Source organism: Roseovarius roseus (genome assembly GCF_043355935.2).
Taxonomy (GTDB): Bacteria; Pseudomonadota; Alphaproteobacteria; order Rhodobacterales; family Rhodobacteraceae; genus Roseovarius; species Roseovarius roseus.
Window position 1 is genome coordinate 79,511 of record NZ_JBHFPE020000011.1, and the last position, 25,200, is coordinate 104,710.

A 25,200-nucleotide genomic window follows, 5' to 3' on the forward strand; every position below is an offset into this window, starting at 1 on the left:
CTCACCGGCCCGTGCGCGGAACGCGTTTCGATGAACGCGGTCCGAGTCGGGCCGGTATGCATATCCGAATTTCTGAGTGAATCTATCAGTTATGTCAATCCGACTTTTTTAGTCGGGAAATATTTTCAGATCGCCCCGCCGTGCTTACGCAGGGCGCTTGCCTTTTCCAGCAGGCGTGGCGAAAGTTCATCTCGTCACGCTCGCAGACTACTCGCACAGGACCCCGCCATGCCGCCGAACAGCTATGTCTCGACCCCCTCCCACGACACCTATGACATTGTCATCATAGGTGGCGCGATGATGGGCGCCGCAGTGGCTTGGTTTACTGCACAAGAGGCCGATTTCGACGGGCGTATCCTGGTGATCGACCGCGACCCCAGCTATGCGAAATGCTCGACCGCGCATACCAATTCCTGCATCCGCCAGCAGTTCAGCAGCGCGCTCAATGTGCGCATCTCGCAATTCGGGGCGGAGCTCATCCAGAACCTGCGGCAGCATATGGGCGGCGACACCCGCGTGCCGCGGCTGAAGATCCAGAATTACGGCTACATGTATCTGGCAGATACCGAGGCGGGCGCGGATGCCCTGCGCGCCGCCCATGCGGTGCAGCGCGCCGAGGGGGCGGAAACGCGCCTGATGGCGCCCGATGCGCTGGCGGCGGAATATCCCTTTTATACCGTGGATGATCTGGTCCTAGGCAGCATCAACACCAAGGATGAGGGCTATTGGGACTACATGGCCGTCTTCGACTGGTGGCGCCGCCAGGCGCGTGAGCGGGGCGTCGAGTTTCTGGCGGGCGAGGTCACGGGGATCGAGCGCGACAGCGCGCGGGTGACCGGCGTCACGCTTGCCTCCGGGCAGCGGATCGGCTGCGGACATGTGGTCAACGCCAGCGGCCCGCGGGCCGCGCGCACCGCCGCGATGGCGGGCATCGACATCCCGGTTGAGCCGCGCAAGCGCTACACCTGGACCTTCTCTGCGGCCGAACCTCTCAGCCGCGAATTGCCCCTCACCATCGATCCTTCAGGTGTGCATTTCCGGCAGGACGGGGTGGATACCTACATGGCGGGCGCGCATAGCCATATCGATCCGGCCGTCGATCCCGATGATTTCGAGATGGATCACAAGATCTGGATGGATCACGTCTGGCCCGCCATCGCGGCGCGTATCCCTCAATTCGAGGCGATCAAGGTGCTGCGCGAATGGGCCGGGCATTACGCAATGAACACGCTGGATCACAACGCCATCTGCGGCCCGCATCCGGAGCTGACGAATTTCCTCTTCCTCAACGGCTTTTCCGGCCACGGCTTGCAGCAGTCACCGGCGATGGGGCGCGGCACCGCCGAATGGCTGGTCCATGGCGGCTATCGCACGCTGGATCTGACGCCGTTTCACTATGACCGGATCGCCGCAGGCAAGCCCTACGTCGAGACCGCCATCATCTGAAGGAGACGCCCCATGAAGATCGTGCGGACCGACGCGGAATTGCAGACCCCTGTCGTCGATGCCGAACTGCGCGGCGCAGGCCACGATCTGGTCACCCTGCCGGACGGCGTGGATGAGGACAGCCTGATCGCGGCGCTGCAGGACGCAGACCTTCTGCTGATGTGCTACACGCCCGTCACCGCGCGTGTGATCGAGGCGGCCCCGCGGCTGCGCGGCATCGTGAAATACGGCGTCGGTATCGACGCCATCGACATTCCCGCCGCCAAGGCGCGCGGAATCACTGTGGTGAACATCCCCGAATATGCCGAAGAAACGGTGGCCGAAGGCGCCTTTACCCTAATGATCGCGCTGGCAAAAAAGCTGATCCCGCTGGACCGGCAGATGCGCAGCCAGGGCTGGGCTTGGCCCGAGCCGCGCTGGATGGGCAGCGACATCGCGGGCAAGACCATCGGCATCGTCGGTTTTGGCAAGATCGGGCGCAGCATGGCACGCATGTGCGCGCAAGGGTTTCGCGCAGACGTTGTGTGCTACAGCCCGCACACGCCTGCCAGCGACATGGCGGCTGCCGGTGTGCGCCGGGCCCAGGCCCTCCCCGAGCTCTTGGAGCAGAGCGATATCGTCTCGGTCCATTGCGTCCTCAATGACAGCACCCGGCACCTCATTGGCGAGACAGAGTTGCGCGCGATGCAGCCCCACGCCCATCTCATCAACGTCTCGCGCGGGGCGATCGTGGATGAGGCGGCGCTGGTGCGCGCGTTGCAAGAGGGATGGATCGCGGGCGCGGGCCTCGATGTGTTCAGCGACGAGCCGCTCCGCCGGATAGGCCACATGATCAGCCCGCTTTACGAGATGGAGAATGTCATCCTGTCCCCGCACCTCACCTTCTACACCGCCGAGGCGATGGAGCGGCTGGAGCTCGAGACGCTGGAGCGTTGCGCCGAACTGATCGACGGGCGCCCCGTGCTGATCAAATCCGCCGACCCGCGCCTCGCAGATCAGCCCGGCGCGCGCTATCCCTGACCCGCGATCAGCACGATCCCGAGCGCCACGATGCCCGCCGCGATCAGCCGCCGCGCCTGCGGCCCTTCGCCAAACCACAGAACGCCGATCATAGCGGCAAAGATCACCGACGTTTCCCGCAGCGCCGAGACAAGGCCAAGAGGCGCGATTGTCTTGGCGTATAGGACAAGGCCATAGGCGCAGCCCGACACGACACCGCCCATCAGCCCCAGCCAGATGGTACGGCGCGGCAAGGCGCGCAGCCGATCCATCCGGGTCGGCAGAATGTACAGCGCGACCGTCAGATTGCCGATGAACACCCAGCCAATATAGGCCACCGCATTGCCGGACGCGCGCACGCCCATCCCGTCCACTAGTGAATAGCTGGCCACAATCAGGCCAACACCCACAGCCGCCACGATACCCGCCGCCGGCAACGCCCCCCGCAGCGCCGGCGCGGCCAGCACGGTGATCCCGAGGCTGATCGCCCCGATTCCGGACCATGCCAGCGGCGGGAGAACCTCGCCCACCCAGATCTGCGCGCCAAGCGCCACCAGGAGGGGCGCCAAACCGCGCGAGATGGGGTAGATGAGGCTCAGATCCCCCAGACGATAGGCCACGTTCAGCAGCCAGAAATATCCCCAGTGAATGACGATGGACGCGAATAGCCACGGCAGTGCGTCCACCGACAGAAGAGGCGACGCAGCGGCGAGAACGCCGCCAAACGCAGCCTGCCCGATACAAATCAGCGCCGAGGTCAGAGCCCGGTCCGCCGCACCCTTCATCAGTGCATTCCACAGCGCATGCAGACACGCCGCGCTCAGAACGATGAGTGAAACCGCCAGCGTCAGCGCGCAGCGTCCAGAACGGCGGTCACGACGATATCAAGCGCCCGGTCCAGATCCTCCTTCGGGATCGTCAGGGGCGGTGACAGGGTCAGCACGCAGCCCTGGCTAATCTTGAAACTCAGCCCCGCTTCTAGGCAGGCATAGTAGATGCCCTCGGCCAGTGCCTGCCCCATCTCCTTGGTGCCGCGATCCTGCACGATCTCGACCCCGAACATCAGACCGCGCCCGCGGATATCGCCCACGATGCGGCAACCCTCCAGACGCTCGCGCAGCAGGTTCATCGCGTAATCGCCCAGCTCGGCCGAGCGCTCGATCAGGTTCTCGACCTCGATGATTTCCAGCGTGGTCAGCGCGGCGCGGGCGGTCACGGGGTTCTTCTCATGCGTGTAATGCCCGATGGCAAAATCGCCGCAAACATCCAGATCGCGCCGCGCAACACAGGCGGCAATTGGCAAGATGCCCCCGCCCAGCGCCTTACCCAGCGTGACGATATCAGGGATCACGTCGTCATGCTCGAAGGCGAACATGCGCCCTGTCTTGCCCAACCCCGTCGGAATCTCGTCCAGGATCAAGAGCGCCCCATGCTTGTTGCACGCCGCGCGCACCGCCTTCCAGAAACCGGGCGGCGGCACGTAAGGCACAGCGCGCATCGGCTCGGCGATGACGGCGGCCACATCGCCCTCACGCTCCAGCACGTATTCGACCATCTTGGCGCAAGCCAGCCCGCAGACATCCGGCCCGGCATGGTTATAGGGACAGCGGTAGCAGGCAAAGGGCGCGACATGTTCGGCCCCGGGCATCAGCGGCCCGGCGATATGGCTGCGAAAGGTCGCCTCGCCTCCTACACTGGCCGCGCCCAAGCCGGCGCCGTGAAACGCGTCCCAGAAGCTGACGGTCTTGAAGCGGCCCGTCGCCGCGCGCGCGATCTTAAGCGCCACCTCGTTGGCGTCGGACCCGCCCGTTGTGAACAGCGTCTTGCCCAGATCGCCCGGCGCGATCTCGGCCAGCTTTTCGGCCAGCTGCGTCGCAGGCTCATTGGTGAAACGGCGCGGCGCAAAGGGCAGATCGTCCATCTGCCGGGCAATCGCCGCCTTGAGGCGCGGATGCCCATAGCCGATATGATGCAGCGAATTGCCGTGAAAATCCATGAAACGGCGCCCATCCAGATCCTCGATCCAGATGCCCTCCGCCTTGGCGATCGTACTGACGCATGGGCTGCTGAGACTTTGATGCAAAAACGCATCCGAATCGCGCTGCAACAGCGGCGCCGAGCGCGGCCCGATGGATTTCTTCAGCCAGGCCTGCCGTGCATCCGACGTATTGGACTCGCCCTCGGTGTGATACATCCTCGAGCCTTTCATTGTTCCAAAAATACTCTCGCCGAAGGCGCCGATTATGCCATGAAAATCTGCATTCATCCCGGCCAGGGCAGCGAATAGGTCTTCACGTTGGTAAAGAACTTCATCGCCTCGATGACGCCTTCCTTAACGCCGTTTCCGCTATCCTTGATCCCGCCAAAAGGCGACATCTCGATGCGGTAACCGGGCTGCTCCCAGATGTTGCAGGTGCCCACATTCAGCCCGTTGATATAGGCAATTGCGCGGGTCAGATCGTTGGTGCAGACGCCCGAGCTGAGGCCGAAGGGCGTGCCGTTCGAAATCTTCATCACATCGGCATCATCGTCCGGCACGCGCACGATGGGGATGACCGGGCCAAAGGTTTCGTCCATCACCAATTCGCTGTCATGGGGCACATGGTCCACCACTATGGGCGGTAGCAGCGCGCCGCGCCGCTCGGGATGGTACAGGATTTTCGCCCCCTGTTTGCCCGCCTCGATCACGCGTTTCTCGAATGTCTCGCCAGCGCGCGCGTGGATCACGCAGCCCAGCTCGGTGCCCGGATCCATCGGATCGCCAAACTTGATCTTCTTGGCCTTCTCCAGCACCAGCGGCACGAAACGGTCGGCCACGCTTTCCTGCACGAGAATCCGCTTGATCGCGGTGCAGCGCTGGCCGGAATTGCCGGTGGCCCCTGCAACAGCGATGGTCGCGGCCTTTTCCAGATCGGCATCCGAAAGGTCATTACACACGATCAGCGGATCGTTCCCGCCCAGCTCCAGCGCTTGGCGTTTATAGCCCGCCTTGGATGCGATCATCTTGCCCACCGGCACGCCGCCGGTGAAGGTGATGATGTCGATATGCTCGTTCGTGATCATCTCATCCCCGATGGCGTCCGGCAGGCCGGTCACGATCTGGAACATCTCAGGTGGCAGGCCGGCCTCATAAAGGATATCGGCCAGCGCGATGGCGGTCAGCGGCGTCAGCTCGGTCGGCTTGCACACCATGCAGTTATTGGTGGCAATCGAGGGTGCGATCTTGTGGCTGACCATGTTCAGCGGGTGGTTGAAAGGCGTGATCGCGCTGATCGCGCGCACTGGCTCGCGCATCGTGTAGATCTTGCGCGCCTTGCCGTTATGGGTAAGGTCGCAGGAAAACACCTCGCCATCATCCATCAGCGCCTGCGCGGCGGCGAACTGATAGACATCCTGCGCGCGTTTCGTCTCATAGATCGCGTGCTGGTGGCAGATGCCCAGTTCCAGCACCAGCCATGTCGCCAGATACTCTCGCCGCTCGCCGATCAGCTCGCCGGCGCGCTTGAGGATTTCGCTGCGCTCATAGCGGGTCAGGCTCGGTTTGAACTCCGCAGCGATCTGAAACGCCTGGCGCGCATGTTCTGCGTGGCCCGCTGGAACGCTACCGACGACCTCATCCGTGTAGGGATAGCGCACCTCAATGACATCATCCGCAAAGACGACCTCGCCCCCGATGCGCATCCCCTCATGGCGCTGATCGGCCTTGTGCATCACTGCGCCGCCGCCGTGGTGGCAACAAAGAACGCATCGAAATTGCGCAGTTCGGGCGCAGTTGCCAGCTCGACCTTGCGGTTGACGATGAAGGGCACTTCCTGCTCGGTCAGACCGCCATGGCTGCGCAGCGGCTCATTCAGGGCCGCCAGATCGTGGCGATGCTCGGACGTTCCGATGGTCATGTTCTCGGTCGAAGTCATGACGATATCGCCGATGCGGTCGGCGGGCAGATCATAGCGCGCAACGGCATCCTCGCGGCTGATCACCTCCAGCAGTTCGTCATGTTTTTGCAAGCGCGCGATGATGTCAGCGCGGTCCGCACCCTCGGGCAGATAGGCGGTGGCAAAGCCGCCCAGCGCGCCGTGGTGGACGACATAAGGGTCGGTGATCGGCAGGATCACGCGGGCCGCCGCCTCGCCCAGCCATTCGTCCATCAGATCCTGCACATAGATCACCTGCGGGTCGCCATTCGCGTCATGCTTGGGCTTCATCCCGTGATCGGCGGTGACGACAATGGCGGCACCCATCTCATCGAGCTGGCCCAGATAGCCGTCGAACATCTCGTAGAATGCCTTGGCCTCGGCCTGATCCGGTGAATACTTATGCTGCACCCAGTCGGTGGTGGTTAGATACATTACATCCGGCTTCCACTCGGCCAGCAGCTTGACGCCAGCGGCAAAGACAAATTCCGACAGCTCGGCCGAATAGACCTCGGGGCGCTCCATGCCCAGCCACGCGGCGGCGTTGTCCTGCCCATGCTCAGCCTTGGTCGATGTGTCCGACTTCTCGGCCGAGAAGCACAGCGCGCGATCCTCGTCGAACTTGAGGCCAGCGCCCAGCAGCGCGCGCAGCTTGTCCTTGGCCGTGACGATGGCAACGCGGGCGCCCGCCTCGTAGAACTTGGAAAACACCGTCGGCGCGCGCAGGAAACGGACGTCGTTCATCATCACTTCTTCGCCCGTTTCCGGCTCATAAAGGAAGTTGCCGCAGATCCCGTGCACGGATGGCGGGCGGCCCGTCGCGATGCTGAGATTGTTGGGGTTGGTGAAGGACGGGATCACCGAATGCGCCAGTCGGTCGGTGCCTGTCTCCTTCATACGCGCGAGGTTCGGCATCAGGCCATCGGCGATAGCCTTGTCCAGGTATTCAGGCTCGCACCCATCGAGGCAGATGGCGATGGCGCAGACCTTGGGCGCCGGGTAGGTGCGGTCATTGGCGGTGACAGACTTTGTAATGGGCATGTGTGTTCCTTGACTTCAGGCGGCCAGCTTGGCGCGTTCTTCCAGCGCGATGGCCGGCGGGCGGGCATCGTGCACGCCCATTTCCTTTAGCGATGCGGCGGCGGCATCCACCACGCGGCGCATCACATGCTCGTCCATCTGCCCGATACAGCCGACGCGGAAACTGTCCACGACCGTCAGCTTGCCAGGATAGATGATGAATCCCTTTTCCTTCATCAGCGCATAGAAGCGATCAAAGACGAAGTTATCATCCGCAGGGCAAAAGAATGTGACGATGATCGGCGACAGCCAGCGGTCCTTGAGCAGCGTCTCGAACCCGAGGCCGCGCATCCCCTCGACCATCACGTCGCGGTTGCGTGTATACCGCGCGCCGCGCCCCTTGACGCCGCCCTCAGCCTCATGCGCGCGCAGCGCGGTGAGGAAGGCCGCGACAGCATGCGTCGGCGGGGTAAAGCGCCACTGCCCTGTTTTCTCCATGTGCGCCCATTGCGCGTGGATATCGAGGCTGAGCGAATGAGACCGACCCTTGGCCGCCTCAAGCTCGGCCTTGCGCGCGATGACGAACCCAAAGCCGGGCACGCCCTCGATGCATTTATTGGCCGACGAGACGAGCGCCTCGAAACGGATATCCGAGGGCTTCAACTCGATCGCGCCGAAGGCCGACATCGAGTCGATCAGCAGTTTGCGGCCTGCCGCGTAGGTCACTCTCGAGATTTCTTCGACCGGGTTCAGGATGCCGCTCGATGTCTCGCAATGGATGGCGACCACATGGGTGATGGCGGGATCATCCGCGAGGATTTGCGCCACCTCATCGCCGCGCGGCGGCAGGTAGTCACCCTTGTCCAGCACGACGTGATCGCGTCCCAGATACTCCAGCGTCTGGGCCGAGCGTTTGCCATAGGCGCCATTGGCCAGAACCAGCGCCTTGCCATCGCGGGGGATGAAGGAGGCCAGCATCGCCTCGACCGCGAAAGTGCCGCTGCCCTGCATCGGCACGCAGTCGAACTTGTCGCCCCCCTCGCCCAGCATGGCCAGAAGGCGGTCGCGCATCTCGCGCGTCATGGCGCGGAAATCGTCGTCCCAGCTGCCCCAGTCGCGCAGCATCGCCTCCTTGACGGCCCGCGATGTGGTCAGCGGGCCGGGCGTCAGCAGATAGGGCTCGCCCAGCTGCGGTGGATCGAGAGGGGCGGTCATGGCGCATGGCTCCGGAATGGCGATATCTTTTCCACGATTGCCGGATGGGTGCCCATATGTAAAATTGCAATAATCAATTATTGCATAGGCCGAACCTATGCTGAAAAGGACCGCCTTATGCGCCACAGCCAATTGCGAGCGTTTCACTACGTGGCCGCGATGGGCGGGTTTTCCCGCGCCGCCGAGGCACTGTTCCTGACCCAGCCCGCCATTTCCGAGCAGGTGCGCAAACTGGAGCAGACTCATGACGTGCTGCTTTTCCACCGCGAGCGCAAACGCGTGCGCCTGACGGAGGCGGGCGAGCATCTGTTCCTGCTGACCAAGCAGCTCTTCGAAGTCGAGCAGCGCATCGCAGATTACATGACGGAAACCCGCGCTGCGGTTGAGGGCGAGTTGCGCATCGTGGCCGATAGCGCGCATCACGTGATCGACCTATTGGGCCGCTTCCGGCAGCGCTATCCCGGTGTGACCGTCTCCCTGCGCAGCGGCAATACCGAAGAGATCCTGGCGGAGCTGCGCAGCTACAATGCCGAGATCGGCGTCATTGGCGATGCGCCGTCGGGGCCGGACATGGAGATGCTGGACCTGAATGAAACGCCCATCATCGCCTTCGCTGCCAAGGGTCTGCTTGACGATGCGTCTGCGGGGATGACCTTGGCCGAGGCGGCGCACTACCCGCTGATCCTGCGCGAGGCAGGCTCGAAAACGCGCGCCAACCTTGAAGAGGAGGCTGCAAAGCAGGGGCTGACCATGTCGCCCTCCATCGTGGCCGAGGGCCGCGAGGCTGTGCGCGAGATCGTCGCGTCGGGCGCGGGCATTGGCTTTGTCTCGCTGGCCGAATTCGGGCATGACACGCGGCTGGTGCAGATCCCGCTGAACGGGGTCGATATTCGCATGCGCGAGACCATCGTGCACCTTGGCCAGCGCCGCGAGGTGCGGGTGATCCGCGCCTTCATGGAGTTCGCGCGCCCTGCCCCCTAGCGCGTGCGCCAAGCCTGCGTGCGCCCCAGAATGCCGCGCGATGCGATCAGGTGCAGGATGCGCGCGGTGGCATTGGTGTAGAAGATCATCATCCCCATCGCAGCGGCCGGGGCGATATCGCCCGCGTCGTCCATGTTCAGCACCGCGATGGATGCGAGCGCCGTGTCGGTCGAATAGAGGAACACCACAGCCGACACCGTCGTCATTGCATTGACGAAAAGATAGATCGAGATGTCGAGGATCGCGGGCAGGCAGACGGGCACGGTGACGCGGGCAAAAAGCTTCATCGTGGGCTGTTTGAGCGAGGCTGAGACCGCTTCGAACTCGCCGTCCATCTGCTTGAGCGCGGTTACGGCCGTCAGATGCGAGACGGTGTAGAAATGCGTCACGGTCGACACAACTAGGATGATCATCGTGCCGTAGATCACGTTCAGCGGATTATCGGGGTTGTTGAAGAAAAAGATATAGGCAAGGCCCAGCACCATCCCCGGGATCGCCATGGGCAGCATGGCAAAGCCCTGAAAGATCGCGCGTCCGGTTTTGAACCCCTTGGATTTCTCGACCAGATACGCGCCGAAGAAGATGACAGCTGTGCCGATCACGGCGGTCAGAAGGCCCAACTGGATCGAGTTGTAATACGCCTCCCAGCCGCCGCCATCCATGCGGTTGAACTGGAAATTTCTCAGGCTGAGGCTGAGATCATAGGGCCAGAACCTGACCAGCGCGGCGAATTGGCAGACGGCCAAAATGCCGGTGATGAAGAGGCCGACCAAGCTGCAATAGACCAGGAAAAGGCGGTCCATTTTCGCATCGGGCTTGGGCTGAAATGGGACCGAGCGGGCCGAGAGCGACGACACCTGCCGCGCCTGCACCATCCGGTCGATGGCGAAGGCGAGGATCGCCGGGATCACGAGGACGACCGAGACGACAGCGCCCATCTCGAAATTCTGCTGGCCGATGACCTGCTTGTAGATGTCGACGGCCAGCACGTTGAATTGACCGCCAATCACCTTGGGCAGCCCGAAATCCGTGATGACGAGGTTGAAGACCACGAAGGCCGCCGAGATCAGGCCATAGCGAGCGCCGGGGATCGTGACCGTCCAGAAGGTGCGCCACGGGCTGGCGCGCAGCGATGTGGCGGCCTCGTAAAGCCGGGCATCCGAAATGGCGAGGGCAGTGGAAATGATGATGAACGCATGCGGAAAGGTGAAAAAGACCGAGCCGATGATGATCCCGATCGGCCCATAGATCGACGCGCCGAAAAGCAACTCCTTGAGCATGCCCTGATTGCCGAAAAGATAGACCAGTGCGATCCCGGGCAAGAGCGACGGGACAAGGATGGGCATCATCGCGATGAGGCGGAAGACCCCCCTGAACCGCATGCAGCTGCGGTTCAGCGCATAAGCGAACCAGAAGGCCAGCACGACCGTGATGACCGTGCTGACCGCCGCGATCCAGAGCGAATTCTTGATCGAATTGGAGAGGGCCGGGGTTGAGAAATATTCAGTAAAGTTGCTGATCCCGCGCGATTGCACAGGCCGCAGCGAGACGCGCCGGAAAGTGTTGCTGTCCAGTTGCTGCCAGTCCGTCCCGGTGTAAAGCGTGGAGCCGACAAGGTATCGTCCGGTGTCACTGGTGTTGCGGATGCGGTATTCGACCGGGCTGCGAAAGCTGAAATCAGGGAAAAACGCCGTGACGCCCAGGCGCCCGTCGGCGTTGGTATCCAGATCATCCGGCGCATAGGCGCCCGTGGCCTCGTTCAGCTCAGCGCCGGTCAGAATGGTGCCGTCGAAGGTGCCTTCCTCGTCGCTGACCTGAAATTCATAGGCCGACAGATCGAACCGATAGGTCGACAGCGATTTCGAGAACATCACGTAGAGCGGCATCACCAGCGTGACGATCAAATAGAGCGCGATCACGATCATGCCGCCGCGCATCAGGATATCGTCGCGGCTGAGCTTGCCCCGGATCGCAGGGCCTGCGGGCATCTGGGTTTGGGCCGCCTTCATGCGCTAGCCCTCGCTCGCGGCAAAGACCATGACGCGACTCTTGGGCAGTTCCACCATCATGTTGCGGCCCTCGGCCAGCTCCAGCCGGCGCACGGCGTTCATCGAGAAGTTGGCAAAGAGCTCGCCCTCGCCGAAGCTGCTGCAGGTAAGGCGGCAGCGCCAGTAGGAGCCGAGGAATTCCATCTCGGTCACGTTCACATCCAGCGTATTGGCCTGCGTTTCCACCTCGCCCGAGGCATCCGCCTCGGCCCCGTGGGGGATCACGTCCTCGGGTCGGATGGCGACGATCACGGCCTCGCCGGCGTCAAAACTGTGCGGCGCGGTTTTGATCACGGCATCGCCGCAGCGCACGCGGCCCGGCCCGTCCGAGACGGCATCGAAATGGTTCATGTCACCGATAAAGCCGGCGACAAAGAGCGTGCTAGGATGGCGGTAGACCTGCGTCGGGGTGCCGATCTGCTCGACCCGGCCATGATTGATGACGACAATCCGGTCGGCCATCGACAGGGCCTCTTCCTGATCATGGGTCACCATGACGGTGGTCACGCCCAGCTTGCGCTGCAATTCCTTGATCTCGTGGCGCAGATGGACGCGCACCTTGGCATCGAGCGCCGAGAGCGGCTCATCCAGCAGCAGAAGACCGGGATTGGTTGCAATGGCGCGCGCCAGCGCGATGCGCTGCTGCTGGCCGCCCGATAGCTGGGCGGGATATTTCTTGCGCTGCTCTTCGAGGCCGACAAGATCCAGAAGCTCGGTCACGCGGGCGTCGATCTCGGGTTTCTTGCGGCCGGTGTTCTCAAGGCCGAAGGCGATGTTGCGCTCGATCGTTAGGTTCGGGAAGAGGGCGTAGGACTGGAACACGATGCCGAAGTCGCGCTCGGACGGGGGCAGGTTCGACACGTCGCGCCCGCCCTGATGCACCGACCCGCGCGTCTGCAGATCAAGCCCAGCAATGGCGCGGAGCAGCGTGGTCTTGCCGCAGCCCGAAGGCCCCAGAAAGCAGACGAATTCGCCTTCCTTTATCTCAAGCGATACGTCGCTGAGAGCAAAGAAATCACCGAATGATTTCCAGAGATTGTCGATCTTGAGATAGGAGGGGGCTGCAGTCGCCTCGGTCAATGCGCGCGTCCTTGCGATGAGAGGGGTATTTATGGGATGAGCGACAAAAAGGGGCAGCGACGGACGCTGCCCCTTGTCTGAAGGATGCTTTACTTGGGCTCGGATTTGCCGTCGTAACGCTTTTGCCATTCTTCCAGGATACGCGCGCGATTGTTCGCGGCGAACTCGAAATCATTGTCGATCATCGCATCGGTCAGGCCTTCGGGGAAATGCTCGACCGGCTGCGCGATACCGTCGATGGCGACGACGGCATAGCCGACGTTATACATCCGCATCGCATCCTCGGTGACCGTGAAATCGACCAGCTTTTGCGCCGCCTCGGGGGAATCCGTGCCCGCGACAATCGCGGTCGCTTCCATGTCCCAGCCGACGCCTTCACTGGGCACGATGATCTCAATCGGGGCGCCGTCGCCCTTGGACTTGGCACCGCGGAACGCAAAGGAGACACCGATGGGGATCTCGCCCGACGCGGCCAGCTTGCACGGTGCGGAGCCCGAATGGGTGTAGCGCGCGATGTTGTTGTGCAGCGCGTCCATATAGGCCCAGCCCTCTTCTTCCCCGAACATCTGCAGCCAGCTGGACACGTCGAGGAAGCCGGTACCCGAGGAGTTCGGGTTCGGCATGATGACATGGCCCTCATATTGCGGGTCCGTCAGATCCTTCCACGAGGTCGGCATCTCGAGGCCCAGCTTTTCCCCCTCAACGGTGTTGAAGCAGACCGATGCGACCCAGGCATCCATGCCGACCCATGCCGGGGGCGTGTCCTTGTCGACGAATTTCGGGTTCAGCTTGTCGACACCCTCGGGCGCGTAGGGCTCCAGCATGCCTTCGGACTTGAGCAGCAGAAGCGACGTAGCGGCGAGGCCCCAGATCACGTCGGCCTGCGGATTGTCACGCTCGGCCAGCAGCTTGGCGGTGATGACGCCGGTGGAATCGCGCACCCAGTTGATGGTGATGTCGGGATGCACCTCGTTGAACTTCTCGGCGTAGCGGGTCAGGTCCTCGGCCTCGACGGCAGTGTAGACGGTCAATTCCGTCTCGGCGGCGGCCGCGCTGGCCAACAGGGCGGCGGTCAGCGCAGGCAATGCGCATGTCAGTTTGAAATTCATTGTCTTCTCCACTGTTTTCAGCGGGCGACGCGCCCGCCAACATATCTGCACGGCCTTCTTAGGACCGCTGTGAAACAAGACTGTGACAGATTTCTGCACATGAATAGTCTAATTAACCTATCACTTCATAGGCTAAGCTTATGCACCATCGGGTATACTTCGGGCCGGATCGCAACCAGTGCGCCTTACGCGTCCTCGTCTTCTCCCATGGTCCGGATCAGGCGCGTCTCAAGCAACTGGCCGTTGCGATAGAGGATCGGGTAGGCTACCGCCGAAATATGCCCGTGCATGTCACGCAGGGCGCGCAGCGTCTCGAGATGCACATCGCTTGACGCGAAACTGTCGGTCCGCCCTTCTGACAGGCGCTGAAGATGGCGCTTGCGACTGCGCCGCTCTTCCTGCTTGATCTCGGCCTTTTCCAGCACCAGAAGGCGCGCGCTCTCCAGATCGTCCGAGATCAAGACATTGCTGGCCAGCTTGAAATTGGCGCGCACCGCCTCGAACATATGCACCAGTTCGGACCAGCCCTCTTTGGACAGTTCGATGTGCTCATCGCGCTTTTCCGCGATAATCGTCAAGAACTGGCCGGACACCAGATCGCCCGCCGCCTCCAAACGGATGGCATACTCCATCAGGCTGCGAACCGTCTTGGCCTCGTCCTTGGTGTATTTATCCATGGGGATGTTCGCGACATAACGGCGGATCCCCAATAGCGCGGCGTTGACCGTGCCATCCTGCAGCTTGATCGCGCGCATGCGGGCCCGATCGCCCTCCTCGTAGAGGGATTGGATGGGCAGATACATCCGCTCGACCAGCCCCATCATGCGCAAGAGTTCGCGCTTGAGGCTGGCGATGGCCATCTGCGGCGCGTCCAGCACATCGGGGTCCAGAACGCTGATTTCGTCATGCTGGGTAGGTGCGTCCTGAACTGCGTTCGGCAACAGTGCGGTCATGGGCCGCGCAAGAGGCCGGCAGAGCGGCAGCGCCACGATCAGGAGCGACAGGTTGAATGCGATATGGGCGTAGATCAGCGATTGCTCGGGCGAGACGATCATCAGGGCCGCCGGGTCAAAGGCAAGATTGATGACCAGCAGCGCGGTCAGCGCCCAACTGCCGCGCAGCGCCATGTTGGCCAACGGGATCCGGCGGCCTTCGGCGCTCATCCCGCGGGTCAGGTAGACGGGAATACCAGCACTGCCGAGGTTCGCCCCCAACACCAGCGACAGGCCGGCCGCGAAGGGGATCGCGCTGATATGAACTAACGCGACGCACATCAGGATCGCGGCCACGCTGGAATGCATCACGAAGGCCAGCACCGCCCCGACGATGAACGCCGTGATGAAATCGCGGCCAAGATAATCTGCGATGGCAGGCAGGAACGCGCTGTCCTTGATCGGCTCGACCGTCTCGCGCAACAGCTGAAGCGAGATGAGGATGAAGGCCACGCCCATCAGGATGCGCCCGGCCTGCCGCCACTTGCGGCCCTCGGTCTTGATGAAAAGCCACCCGCCGACCGTCAACAGCAGCGGCACCAGCCAGTCCAGCCGGAACGACAGCACCTGAATGATCAGCGCCGAGCCCAGATCCCCGCCCAGCACCACCGCCAGACCGGCGGGAAAGGCCAGATATCCCGCCGCCGCAAAGCCTGAGGTCAAGAGCGCCACCGCCGCCGAGCTTTGCAGGATCAGAGCCAGCATGACCCCTGTCGTGCCTGACCCGACCAGGCTCTGGCTCTCGGTCAGCCAGCGCTGGAACTGCGCGCCGAAACTACGCTCGATGCCCGTGCGCACCATACGCACCGCAAAAAGGAGCAGCATGATCGCGCCGGTCAGGTTCAGAAAGAAGGTAAGGATCGCCATGGGCTAGCCATGCCTCTTGCTGCTGAAAGTTGAACCGAGTGTCATTATCGCCGCACCAACCGAGCGCGAAAGAGACCACATATCTGCACGATATCCCATGCGAATTCTAGGCGGTATCCGTCCGAACCGGACGCAGGCGTGAAATAAACCGGTAGAATCCCGGCCCATCACCGTTGGCCGGCAGGCGGATCGGGGGCGATATGCCACCCGGCCAGATGGCGGCAAGGTTGCGACTCATGATGAAAACTTACTCGGCCGGAATGGGAATCCTTTTGGCTGGGAGGCCACTTGGCCCAGTTTCATTGACCGGCTTCCGCGAGAGATTTCAAAACGGTGCAGCCCTGATGACCGTCGCGAAAAACCGAGTATTTCTCGAAAGTGGTTGATGCGTGGCAACCGGGCGATGAATGCTGGCGGTACACCCTCAATGCGATGTTGCAATATTATCTCCTGCGAGGTGCGCATAAACTTGCAGGCTTGATCGGAATTTAGGGCGACCGCTAGATAGCAAAAGATGTGTATCACCCGTGCACAAGCAGAATTGATACGTGATTAGATAGAGGTGCAAGAAATGAAAAAGGTTCTCATCGCATTTGCTGCGACAGCGTTTGGTTCCGCAGCTATCGCCGGATCTCCCGAGCCGGTCATGCCGGATCCGGTGGTTATGGCCCCGGCCTTTGACTGGACGGGAGCGTATGCAGGTGCGCAAATCGGCTACCTGGATAGCGATCTGGGTCTTTCCGGGGAAAACCTCAACAACAACAACCTGATGTCGAGTTCCGCGATTGACGCCTCGGGTTTGGTTGGTGGCGTTTTCGGCGGCTACAACTGGCACCGCACAGGCAACATGGTCTACGGCGTCGAGGGCGAGGTGAACTTCAGCGACGCTGACAAGTCCGGCCCCGGCTTTCCCGGACCGAGTTTCGGGTTTCTGCGCAACGGCATCAAAAGCGAAGTTGACTATACGGCAGCACTGCGTGGCCGCGTTGGCTATGCCATGGACCGGACGTTGCTTTACGCCGCCGGTGGCTTTGCTTTGGCCGACATAAGTCTGGACGGCACTGCAATTGGCGGATCAGGACCGTTCAACAAAACCGAAACGATGACGGGATGGACGCTTGGCGCCGGTGTCGAGCACGCCTTTACGCAAAACTGGGTGGGCCGTCTGGATTACCGCTACTCTGATCTTGGCAACAATTCCCTTGATTTCGTATCTGGTGGCGGCGATCCGCACCGATTCAAGTTGAATGCGGAAACGCATGAAATAAAGGTCGGCGTCGCATACAGGTTTTAAAACCTGAAAAATTTCATGGCCCCTTGAGGTTTGGAGATGTCCAAACCTCAAGGGGCCCTGTCTCTTTTACAGCTAAAATTTTTTATAGACCGTCAGTTAGCGAGCGCCGCGAGGCGAGCTGATTTTCACTACGCCTTTTGGCTGCCATCGTGAATGAGTTTCTGACCAAGAAAGACCTCGGGGCGCGCAATGATATGCGCGCCCCGAATAAAGCATCATCCTCTTCGTAAAAAATCAGAAGTCCAGATTTTCCACGTTCAGCGCGTTTTGCTGGATGAACTCGCGGCGCGGCTCGACCACATCCCCCATCAGTTTGGTGAAGAGATCATCCGCCTCGGCGACGTCATCGACCTCGACCCGCAGGAGCGTGCGCGCCTCGGGGTCCAGCGTCGTCTCCCACAGTTGATCGGGGTTCATCTCGCCCAGACCCTTGTAGCGCTGCAGCGACAGGCCCTTTTCACCCTCTTTCAGAATAGCATCCAGAAGGTCTATCGGACCGTAGATCATCTCGGTCTTGTCCTTGCGCATCAGCGTTGCGGGCAGGCTGTAGACATCCTGCAGATGCTCGGTGAAGCTGCCCGTGCGCTTGGCCTCGCCGCCCCGCAGGACGGGGCCATCGAGCGTGCGCACCTCTTCGACACCGCGCAGAATACGCGCTAGGCGAATGCCGTGATCCTGCGTGATCCGGCCTTGCCAGCCACGCTCATACTCCAGCGCGATCAGGTTCAGACGCTCGGCCACCTTGTCGGCCACGCCCTGCAGGTCGCCCTCGATCGCGCCGGGGGCAAAGGCACCGGCAATCGCCGCCTGTTCCAGGATGTGACGTGGGTAGTGGGTCGGGAACGCCTCCAGCACGCGGCGTAGTTGGCGGGCGCTGTCGACCACGCGGGCCAGATCCTGCCCCGCGATATCCTCGCCATTGCCCTGCCGCAGCGTGACCCCATCGACGCCCTGGTCGATCAGATAGTTCTCCATCGCGGCCTCGTCCTTGAGATAGACCTCGGACTTGCCCCGCGTCACCTTGTAGAGGGGCGGCTGCGCGATATAAAGATGCCCGTTTTCAATGAGTTCCGGCATCTGACGGTAGAAGAATGTCAGCAGAAGCGTGCGAATATGCGCACCGTCCACGTCGGCGTCCGTCATGATGACGATCTTGTGGTAGCGCAGCTTGTCGATATTGAACTCGTCGCGCCCGATCCCGGTGCCGAGGGCCATCACCAGATTGCCGATCTCCTGACTGCCCAGCATGCGGTCAAATCGCGCGCGCTCGACGTTCAGGATTTTGCCCTTCAAAGGCAGGATCGCCTGCGTTCCGCGGTCGCGCCCCGTCTGCGCCGAGCCGCCGGCCGAGTCCCCCTCGACAAGGAAAACCTCAGTCTTGGTCGGATCCTTTTCCGAGCAATCCTTGAGCTTGCCGGCAAGATAGTTAACGTCCATCGCCGATTTGCGCCGCGTCAGCTCGCGCGCCTTGCGCGCCGCCTCGCGGGCCAGCGCGGCCTCGACGATCTTCGAGGTGATGATCTTTGCCTCGTTCGGGTTCTCCTCGAACCACTCGGCCAGCTTTTCCGAAACGAGGTTCTCGACCGCCGGACGCACTTCCGAGGAGACAAGCTTGTCCTTGGTCTGGCTGGAGAATTTCGGATCCGGTACCTTGACCGACAGGACGCAGGTCAGCCCCTCACGCGCATCGTCGCCGGTGAAGTTGACCTTCTCCTTCTTGGCGATGCCGCTCGATTGCGCGTAGTTGTTGATGGTCCGCGTCAGCGCGCCGCGAAAGCCCGCCATGTGGGTGCCGCCATCGCGCTGCGGGATGTTGTTGGTAAAGGGCAGCACCGTCTCGTGATAGCTGTCATTCCACCACATCGCGACTTCGACGCCGATATCATCCTTCTCACCGGTGATGAAGATCGGATCGGGCAGCATCGCCGTCTTGTGCCGATCCAGGTATTTGACGAATTCGCGCACGCCGCCCTCGTAGAAAAGCTCGCTCTCGCGCGGCTCTTCGGGGCGCTCGTCGCGCAGCAGGATGCGCACGCCGGAATTGAGAAACGCCAACTCGCGCAGGCGCTTTTCCAGCGTGTCGAAACTATAGGCGAGGTTCGAGAATGTCGTTGTTGACGCCAGAAACCGCACTTCGGTCCCCTTGCGACCGTTGGCCGGGCCGACGACTTCAAGGTGCTTGACGGTATCGCCCCGCTCGAAGCGTGCGATATGCTCCTTGTCGTTGCGCCACACGCGCAGTTCCAGCCAATCGCTGAGCGCGTTGACCACGGACACACCGACGCCGTGCAGACCGCCCGACACCTTGTAGGAGTTCTGATCGAATTTGCCGCCCGCATGCAGCTGGGTCATGATGACCTCGGCGGCGCTCACACCCTCTTCCTCGTGGATCGCCACCGGGATCCCGCGCCCATTGTCGCTGACCGAGACCGAGCTGTCGCCGTGGATCGTCACCGTCACACGGTCGGCATGGCCCGCCAGCGCCTCGTCGATGCCGTTATCGACGACCTCGTACACCATGTGGTGCAGGCCCGAGCCGTCATCGGTATCCCCAATATACATGCCCGGACGCTTGCGCACAGCATCCAAACCCTTGAGAACCTTGATAGAATCGGCGCCATATTCTTCTGGCGCGGCCACAGCCTCGGACATCCAAAATTTCCCTAGTGATTTTGTTGTTTTATAGGGGTTTCAGCAGGGGATGTCACGCAGCTATCCGGTGTTTTCCGCCTCGACTCCTCGCGGTCATCACAGCGGCGCAACCTGCGAAATCCCGTCCGTTTCCGTGACCTCGACATGCTGCGCCCGGTCACCGAGTTCGGCGAAGAGCTCCGGCCCAGTCCCGGTCATCCAAGCCTGCGCGCCCAGCGCGCAGATCTCGTCATAAAGCGCGGCGCGGCGCCCCGCATCCAGATGCGCGGCCACCTCGTCCAACAGCAGAATGGGCGGCGCGCCAAAGGACTTGGCCAGCGCCCGCGCATTGGCCAGGATTAATGAGACCAGCAGCGCCTTCTGCTCACCCGTGCTGCAATCCTTGGCCGGCACGCCCTTGGCGGCATAGACACCATGCAGATCGGCCCGGTGGGGTCCCACCAGCGTGCGCCCGGCCATCAAATCGCGAAACCGACTTTCGGCCAACGCGACGCGATAATCCTCGGCGCTGCCGGGCATCTCGCCATCGGTCGCCGTCACCTCCAGCTCGGCCACCGGAAAGGCTGTCTCGGCCTTTTCTTGCGCCGCGTGCAACTCATCCAGCGCTGTGCGGCGGCCCGCGTCGATCTCGGCGCCGCGCGCGGCCATCTGTGCCTCCAGCGCCAAGTACCAATGCGCATCGCGCACCTGATCCTTCAGCAGGCGATTGCGCTCGCGCATGGCCTTGTCGAAATCGAGAACAGCGTCGGCATGCGAGGGAATGAAACTCATCGTCACGCGATCCAGAAAGCGTCGCCGCCCCTCGGCCCCTTCGATCCAGAGCCGGTCCATCGACGGCACCAGCCAAAGCACCCGCGCCAGCCGCCCCAGCGCCAGTTGCGGCGCCATCTTGTCATCAATGCGCAACTGCCGCGCGCCACCATCCTCGGCCCAGATCTCGACTTCGTGGATTCGATCCAGCGAATGCAGCACACCTCTCAGCTTCCAGCCCAGTGCCTCGGGCCGGCGCACCATCTCCTGCGCCGCGGCTCGCCGCATGCCACGCCCCGGCGAGAAGAGCGAGACCGCCTCGATCAGATTGGTCTTGCCCGCCCCATTGGGCCCATGGATCGCCACAGGCCGCGCGTCCAGATCCAGCCGCGCGGATTTATGCGAGCGAAAATGAGAAAGACGAAGGGATGACAGATAGAGCTCCGTCATCCCTTAACTTTCATCGTTCCAAAAATACTCAAAAAACCCGTGCGTCACACGCGCATCGGCATGACGACATAGACCGCGCTCTGGTCGTTCCCCTCGCGCATCAGCGTGGGATCCCCCGCAGAATTAAAGAGAAATACGGCATTCTCGCGGTCCACCTGGCTGGCGATTTCCAGCAGGTATTTCGCGTTGAAGCCGATCTCCAGCCGCTCATCGCCATAGGCGACGGCCAGCTCTTCCTCGGCGGCGCCGCTATCAGGCGCGTTGACCGACAGGATCAGGCGATCTTCGTCCAGCGACAGCTTGACAGCGCGGGACCGCTCGCTGCTGACGGTTGCGACGCGGTCGACCGCCTTGGCGAATTCGGCGGCGTCCACCTCCATCTTGCGCGTGTTGCCCTGCGGAATGACGCGGGTGTAATCGGGAAAGGTGCCGTCGATGACTTTGGAGGTCAGCGTGATGTTCGGTGTGGCAAAGCGGATCTTGGTCTCGCTGACCGACACGGCGATCATCGTGTCGTCATCATCCAAAAGCTTGCGCAACTCGCCCACGGTCTTGCGGGGCACGATCACGCCCGGCATCTCCTCGGCGCCCTGCGGCAGATCGGCGTCGATCCGCGCCAGGCGGTGGCCATCCGTCGCCACGCAGCGCAAGACCTTGCCATCCTCGCCGGTCGCGACATGCATGTAGACGCCGTTCAGATAGTACCGCGTCTCTTCGGTCGAAATCGCGAATTTCGACTTGTCGAACAGGCGGCGCAGCACCGGCGCCTTGGCCGAGAAATTACTGGCATATTCCGAGGACGCCATCACTGGGAAATCTTCCTTGGGCAGCGTCGCGAGGTTGAAATTGGACCGCCCCGCCTCGACCGTCAGGCGCCCCGAGGTGCCGTCATCAGCCAGAGTGACCAGCGCACCATCGGGCAGCTTGCGGACGATTTCATGCAGCGTCACCGCTGAGACCGTCGTCGCACCGGGCCGCTCGACCTGTGCGTGTGCCTTGTCACTGACCTCAATATCCAGATCGGTGGCGCGAAAATTCACCGTATCGCCCTCGGCCTCGATCAGCACGTTTGCGAGGATCGGGATCGTATTGCGCCGCTCGACGACTGACTGCGCCTGGCTGACCGCCTTGAGCAAGGTTCCGCGTTCGATGCTGAGCTTCATGCCCATTCTCCCTTAAACGTGCCGGCGCCGTGCCGGGACTGGCACGGTACCGAAACCGCCTTGCGGCGCAAGTTGTTTATTGGGTTTCTGATCGGGAATTCCCAAGGGGTCAAGCCCTGCCCGTGCTCTGCTCGCGCCTCACGCCTCCAGCGCGCGGCGCAGCAGGTCGATATCTTCGGCGATCTGGGCATCGGCATTGCGCAGCTCGTCGATGCGGCGCACTCCGTGCATGACCGTCGTATGATCGCGCCCGCCAAAGCGGCGGCCGATCTCGGGCAGGCTGCGCGATGTCATGTGCTTGGCCAGATACATCGCCACCTGACGCGGACGGGCAAAGACGCGCACGCGCTTGGGCCCGATCAGATCGCTGAGGCGGATGTTGTAGTGGTCCGATACCTGGCGCTGGATTTCCTCGATCGTCACCTGACGCTCGCTGCTGCGCAGCACGTCGGCAAGGCAATCCTGCGTCAGCTCCATTGTGATCTCGTGGCCGACCAGCGAGGCGAAGGCAAAGAGGCGCGTCAGGGCACCTTCCAGAACGCGGACGTTCTTGGTGATGCGCATCGCAAGGAATTCCAGCACGCCATCGTCCAGAACGAGTCCCGGATACTGCGTGCGGTAATATTCGACCTTGGATTGCAGGATGCCCAGGCGCAACTCGTAATTGGTGGGATGCAGATCGACGACAAGGCCGCATTGCAGGCGCGACTTGATCCGCTCTTCCAGATTCTCGATCTCGCCCGGTGCGCGGTCGGCAGAGATGATGATCTGCTTGCCGCCATCGACCAGCGCGTTGAACGTGTGAAAGAACTCTTCCTGTGTGCTGTCCTTGCCGGCGATAAACTGCACGTCATCGACCATCAGCACGTCGACCGAGCGGAACATGCTCTTGAAATCCATCATCTTTCGCTCACGCAGGGCCGAGACGAAGCGATACATGAACTGCTCTGCCGAGAGGTAGACGACGTTGAGATCGGGCTGGCGCTGCGAAAGCTCCCAGGCGATGGCGTGCATCAGGTGCGTCTTGCCGAGGCCGACGCCGCCATAAAGGAAGAGCGGATTGAAGGTGACCGGCCCGCCACTGGCGACGCGTTTGGCCGCGGCATGGGCCAGCTCGTTGGGCTTGCCCACGACGAATGTGTCAAAGGTAAAGCGCTTGTCCAGCGGGGCTGCGGCAACGCCATTGCCCTGCTGGGACGCGGTGTCGCGGGATTCCCTTGCAGGCTGCGTGCGCGGCGGAGCAGCGGGGCGGCTGCCCTGATTGGCGGGCACGCGGAAATGCACACGGCGGATCTCGGGCGAGATGCTCCGGGCATGGTAGAGGATCTGATCGCCATATTTTTGGGACACATAGTTGCCGACAAAGCTGGTCGGAACGGCGAAGGTCGCCACGCCTTCATCGACATGCGACAGCTCCAGCGGTTCGATCCAGCTTTTGTAGTTGCTCTTGCCGATCGTCTTCAAAAGGTCCTGCTTGAGTTGACCCCATTGATCTTGTGTCATGCGTACCTGCTTCCGCGGCTTTTATCGTTTCGGTTCCTGTACAAGAGTCGCCCCGGACTCCTACACAAACGAGCGCGATACTCCGCCCCAAAACAAACCGCAGCCACCCCGCCGGACAAGGGTCCGGCAGATGCATCCGTCCAATACCGGACGAACGATGACACGACGTGTCAGACGCGACGAGGTGGATTTGATCCGCCAAACCGCGACTGACGCCGGTATGCTTTATTTGGACATGCCGGGTTGCCCCGCAAAGAGTTTCCCGTGGCTACAGCCCCCCAAAGGCCCGCCACCGGAATCAGCCTGTCCCCCCAAGCGTGAATCGCAGGCTCAAGTTAGCAAGGTGCTGCGCGCTGCGGCAACCTATCTTATGCCTTGACTCTGATTTTGCGTGAAAAGAATCTGCGCGCTTCAAAAAGGCCACAGAAACGCAGAAGGCGCCCCGATCGGGGCGCCTTTTTAGCAAACCAAAACAGATGGTTAACTTAGCTGATCGCGTTGACGCGGCTGGACAGCCGCGACATTTTGCGCGACGCGGTGTTCTTGTGGAACACGCCTTTGGTGACGCCGCGCATCAGTTCCGGCTGGGCCGCGCGCAGGGCTGCCTCGGCGGCAGATTTGTCACCCGATGCAATCGCTTCCTCGACCTTACGCAGGTAAGTGCGGATGCGCGAGCGGCGGGCCTTGTTGACGGCCAGGCGTGTTTCATTCTGACGTGCGCGTTTTTTCGACTGAGGCGTATTTGCCATGAGAATCTTGTCCTTGATCTGGTTCGGTATCAAATTTCAATGCAGACGGTACCAAACCCAAGCCTCCGGCCGGGCCGAAGATGATTCTTGCCTGAGCGGGCATCGCGCGCATGTATAGCGGGGTCTAGTAAGGCGAAGGACGTCCGAATGCAACCACTCTTCCTGCCGTCCAGCCCTCCTCGCCTATTTGTCGCGGAACTGCGCGGACCGCTTTTCCTTGAAGGCGGCCATGCCTTCGGCCTGATCCTCAGTCGCGAAGAGCGAATGGAACACGCGCCGCTCGAACAGAAGACCCTCCTGCAGCGTCGTCTCGTAGCTGCGATTGACCGCCTCCTTGACGGCCATCACGGACATCATGGATTTCTCGGCGATCTTGCCCGCGGCGGAACGCGTCTCTTCCTTCAGCTTCTTCACCGGCACGACGCGGCTGACCAGCCCCGCGCGCTCGGCCTCTTCGGCATCCATGAAACGGCCCGTCAGGTTCATGTCCATCGCCTTGGACTTGCCGATAAAACGGGTCAGCCGCTGCGAGCCGCCAAGGCCCGCCATGATCCCCAGGTTGATCTCGGGCTGGCCGAACTTGGCCGTGTCCGAAGCAATGATGAAGTCGCACATCATGGCCAATTCGCACCCGCCGCCCAGCGCATAGCCCGACACGGCGGCGATGATCGGCTTGCGGATGCGGGTGATCGCATCATGTTGCGCGCCAAAGAAATCCTCCGAGAACATTTCGACAAAGGTCTTGTCCGCCATCATTTTGACGTCGGCCCCGGCAGCGAATGCCTTGTCCGAGCCGGTCAGGATGATACAGCGCACCTTGTCGTTTCCCTGCGCCTCCTGAAGGGCGTCCACCAGCTCATCCAGCAGCTGATCGTTCAGCGCGTTCAGGGCATCCGGGCGGTTCAGGGTAATCTCGGCGACGTGGTCTTCTACTTCGACGACGATCGTCTCATAGGCCATGAAATCTG

General features: G+C 61.9%; 19 protein-coding genes. 4 read left to right on the plus strand and 15 right to left on the minus strand.

The window, feature by feature from the left end:
* Positions 1–228 precede the first annotated feature (228 nt).
* Positions 229–1,446 carry an NAD(P)/FAD-dependent oxidoreductase gene (locus ACEWPL_RS14990; protein ID WP_393929346.1) on the plus strand — a complete coding sequence of 406 codons (1,218 nt, stop codon included), beginning with the start codon at positions 229–231 and terminating at the stop codon, positions 1,444–1,446.
* A 12-nt stretch (positions 1,447–1,458) separates the two neighbouring features.
* Complete coding sequence (locus ACEWPL_RS14995) at positions 1,459–2,466, plus strand: 2-hydroxyacid dehydrogenase (protein WP_393929344.1); 1,008 nt, start codon at positions 1,459–1,461, stop codon at positions 2,464–2,466.
* Here the strand turns inward: ACEWPL_RS14995 and ACEWPL_RS15000 are convergent.
* From ACEWPL_RS15000 to ACEWPL_RS15020, 5 genes are all read right to left on the minus strand, one after another.
* On the minus strand, positions 2,457–3,230 hold the full coding sequence (locus tag ACEWPL_RS15000) for an EamA family transporter (RefSeq protein WP_393929342.1): 774 nt from the start codon (positions 3,228–3,230) through the stop codon (positions 2,457–2,459). The two genes, ACEWPL_RS14995 and ACEWPL_RS15000, sit on opposite strands and share 10 nt — an antisense overlap.
* Before the next feature lie 62 nt (positions 3,231–3,292).
* Positions 3,293–4,639: a (R)-1-hydroxy-2-aminoethylphosphonate ammonia-lyase gene (pbfA, locus tag ACEWPL_RS15005; protein WP_393929340.1), complete on the minus strand. Its 1,347-nt coding sequence runs from the start codon at positions 4,637–4,639 to the stop codon at positions 3,293–3,295.
* A 68-nt stretch (positions 4,640–4,707) separates the two neighbouring features.
* Positions 4,708–6,156 (minus strand): phosphonoacetaldehyde dehydrogenase, encoded by a 1,449-nt coding sequence (gene phnY, locus ACEWPL_RS15010; protein WP_393929338.1) that lies wholly within the window; start codon positions 6,154–6,156, stop codon positions 4,708–4,710.
* Positions 6,156–7,400, minus strand: a complete 1,245-nt coding sequence (gene phnA / locus ACEWPL_RS15015; protein WP_393929336.1) for a phosphonoacetate hydrolase — start codon at positions 7,398–7,400, stop codon at positions 6,156–6,158. Before phnA ends, phnY begins: the two co-directional genes overlap by 1 nt.
* 15 nt (positions 7,401–7,415) lie before the next feature.
* A complete protein-coding gene (locus tag ACEWPL_RS15020; RefSeq protein WP_393929334.1) occupies positions 7,416–8,594 on the minus strand; it encodes a 2-aminoethylphosphonate--pyruvate transaminase in 1,179 nt (392 codons plus the stop codon).
* Between the two features lie 117 nt (positions 8,595–8,711).
* Between ACEWPL_RS15020 and ACEWPL_RS15025 the strand changes: the two genes are divergently transcribed.
* Positions 8,712–9,575, plus strand: coding sequence for a LysR substrate-binding domain-containing protein (locus ACEWPL_RS15025; RefSeq protein ID WP_393929332.1), 864 nt, complete (start codon positions 8,712–8,714; stop codon positions 9,573–9,575).
* On the opposite strand, the gene ACEWPL_RS15030 is transcribed toward ACEWPL_RS15025, so the two are convergent.
* The 4 genes from ACEWPL_RS15030 to ACEWPL_RS15045 form a co-directional block, all read right to left on the minus strand.
* Complete coding sequence (locus ACEWPL_RS15030) at positions 9,572–11,584, minus strand: putative 2-aminoethylphosphonate ABC transporter permease subunit (RefSeq protein ID WP_393929330.1); 2,013 nt, start codon at positions 11,582–11,584, stop codon at positions 9,572–9,574. The genes ACEWPL_RS15025 and ACEWPL_RS15030 overlap by 4 nt on opposite strands.
* A gap of 3 nt (positions 11,585–11,587) precedes the next feature.
* The gene (locus ACEWPL_RS15035; protein WP_393929328.1) at positions 11,588–12,703 is read right to left on the minus strand and encodes a putative 2-aminoethylphosphonate ABC transporter ATP-binding protein; all 1,116 of its coding nucleotides are present in this window, start codon (positions 12,701–12,703) and stop codon (positions 11,588–11,590) included.
* A gap of 89 nt (positions 12,704–12,792) precedes the next feature.
* Positions 12,793–13,812, minus strand: coding sequence for a putative 2-aminoethylphosphonate ABC transporter substrate-binding protein (locus tag ACEWPL_RS15040; protein ID WP_393929326.1), 1,020 nt, complete (start codon positions 13,810–13,812; stop codon positions 12,793–12,795).
* Between the two features lie 185 nt (positions 13,813–13,997).
* Positions 13,998–15,671 (minus strand): Na/Pi cotransporter family protein, encoded by a 1,674-nt coding sequence (locus ACEWPL_RS15045; protein WP_393929324.1) that lies wholly within the window; start codon positions 15,669–15,671, stop codon positions 13,998–14,000.
* A 571-nt stretch (positions 15,672–16,242) separates the two neighbouring features.
* Between ACEWPL_RS15045 and ACEWPL_RS15050 the strand changes: the two genes are divergently transcribed.
* Positions 16,243–16,965, plus strand: a complete 723-nt coding sequence (locus ACEWPL_RS15050; RefSeq protein ID WP_393929322.1) for an outer membrane protein — start codon at positions 16,243–16,245, stop codon at positions 16,963–16,965.
* Between the two features lie 234 nt (positions 16,966–17,199).
* Here the strand turns inward: ACEWPL_RS15050 and gyrB are convergent, their stop codons facing one another.
* From gyrB to ACEWPL_RS15080, 6 genes are all read right to left on the minus strand, one after another.
* Entirely contained in the window at positions 17,200–19,617 is a 2,418-nt protein-coding gene (gene gyrB, locus ACEWPL_RS15055; protein ID WP_393929320.1) for a DNA topoisomerase (ATP-hydrolyzing) subunit B, read from the minus strand.
* A gap of 96 nt (positions 19,618–19,713) precedes the next feature.
* Entirely contained in the window at positions 19,714–20,817 is a 1,104-nt protein-coding gene (gene recF, locus ACEWPL_RS15060) for a DNA replication/repair protein RecF (RefSeq protein WP_393929318.1), read from the minus strand.
* A gap of 44 nt (positions 20,818–20,861) precedes the next feature.
* Positions 20,862–21,980: a DNA polymerase III subunit beta gene (gene dnaN, locus ACEWPL_RS15065; RefSeq protein WP_393929316.1), complete on the minus strand. Its 1,119-nt coding sequence runs from the start codon at positions 21,978–21,980 to the stop codon at positions 20,862–20,864.
* A 138-nt stretch (positions 21,981–22,118) separates the two neighbouring features.
* Complete coding sequence (gene dnaA / locus ACEWPL_RS15070) at positions 22,119–23,483, minus strand: chromosomal replication initiator protein DnaA (RefSeq protein WP_393929314.1); 1,365 nt, start codon at positions 23,481–23,483, stop codon at positions 22,119–22,121.
* Positions 23,484–23,968: 485 nt separating this feature from the next.
* Positions 23,969–24,232, minus strand: a complete 264-nt coding sequence (rpsT, locus tag ACEWPL_RS15075) for a 30S ribosomal protein S20 (RefSeq protein WP_393929311.1) — start codon at positions 24,230–24,232, stop codon at positions 23,969–23,971.
* 183 nt (positions 24,233–24,415) lie between these two features.
* Complete coding sequence (locus ACEWPL_RS15080; protein WP_393929309.1) at positions 24,416–25,192, minus strand: enoyl-CoA hydratase; 777 nt, start codon at positions 25,190–25,192, stop codon at positions 24,416–24,418.
* Between the last annotated feature and the right edge of the window lie 8 nt (positions 25,193–25,200).

Excerpts from the sequence above, each read along its gene's own strand:
- ACEWPL_RS14990 (WP_393929346.1), top strand. The coding sequence starts at position 229 with ATGCCGCCGAACAGCTATGTCTCGACCCCCTCCCACGACACCTATGAC.
- ACEWPL_RS14995 (WP_393929344.1), top strand. The coding sequence starts at position 1,459 with ATGAAGATCGTGCGGACCGACGCGGAATTGCAGACCCCTGTCGTCGAT.
- ACEWPL_RS15000 (WP_393929342.1), bottom strand. The coding sequence starts at position 3,230 with ATGAAGGGTGCGGCGGACCGGGCTCTGACCTCGGCGCTGATTTGTATC.
- pbfA (WP_393929340.1), bottom strand. The coding sequence starts at position 4,639 with ATGTATCACACCGAGGGCGAGTCCAATACGTCGGATGCACGGCAGGCC.
- phnY (WP_393929338.1), bottom strand. The coding sequence starts at position 6,156 with ATGCACAAGGCCGATCAGCGCCATGAGGGGATGCGCATCGGGGGCGAG.
- phnA (WP_393929336.1), bottom strand. The coding sequence starts at position 7,400 with ATGCCCATTACAAAGTCTGTCACCGCCAATGACCGCACCTACCCGGCG.
- ACEWPL_RS15020 (WP_393929334.1), bottom strand. The coding sequence starts at position 8,594 with ATGACCGCCCCTCTCGATCCACCGCAGCTGGGCGAGCCCTATCTGCTG.
- ACEWPL_RS15025 (WP_393929332.1), top strand. The coding sequence starts at position 8,712 with ATGCGCCACAGCCAATTGCGAGCGTTTCACTACGTGGCCGCGATGGGC.
- ACEWPL_RS15030 (WP_393929330.1), bottom strand. The coding sequence starts at position 11,584 with ATGAAGGCGGCCCAAACCCAGATGCCCGCAGGCCCTGCGATCCGGGGC.
- ACEWPL_RS15040 (WP_393929326.1), bottom strand. The coding sequence starts at position 13,812 with ATGAATTTCAAACTGACATGCGCATTGCCTGCGCTGACCGCCGCCCTG.
- ACEWPL_RS15045 (WP_393929324.1), bottom strand. The coding sequence starts at position 15,671 with ATGGCGATCCTTACCTTCTTTCTGAACCTGACCGGCGCGATCATGCTG.
- ACEWPL_RS15050 (WP_393929322.1), top strand. The coding sequence starts at position 16,243 with ATGAAAAAGGTTCTCATCGCATTTGCTGCGACAGCGTTTGGTTCCGCA.
- gyrB (WP_393929320.1), bottom strand. The coding sequence starts at position 19,617 with ATGTCCGAGGCTGTGGCCGCGCCAGAAGAATATGGCGCCGATTCTATC.
- recF (WP_393929318.1), bottom strand. The coding sequence starts at position 20,817 with ATGACGGAGCTCTATCTGTCATCCCTTCGTCTTTCTCATTTTCGCTCG.
- dnaN (WP_393929316.1), bottom strand. The coding sequence starts at position 21,980 with ATGAAGCTCAGCATCGAACGCGGAACCTTGCTCAAGGCGGTCAGCCAG.
- dnaA (WP_393929314.1), bottom strand. The coding sequence starts at position 23,483 with ATGACACAAGATCAATGGGGTCAACTCAAGCAGGACCTTTTGAAGACG.
- rpsT (WP_393929311.1), bottom strand. The coding sequence starts at position 24,232 with ATGGCAAATACGCCTCAGTCGAAAAAACGCGCACGTCAGAATGAAACA.
- ACEWPL_RS15080 (WP_393929309.1), bottom strand. The coding sequence starts at position 25,192 with ATGGCCTATGAGACGATCGTCGTCGAAGTAGAAGACCACGTCGCCGAG.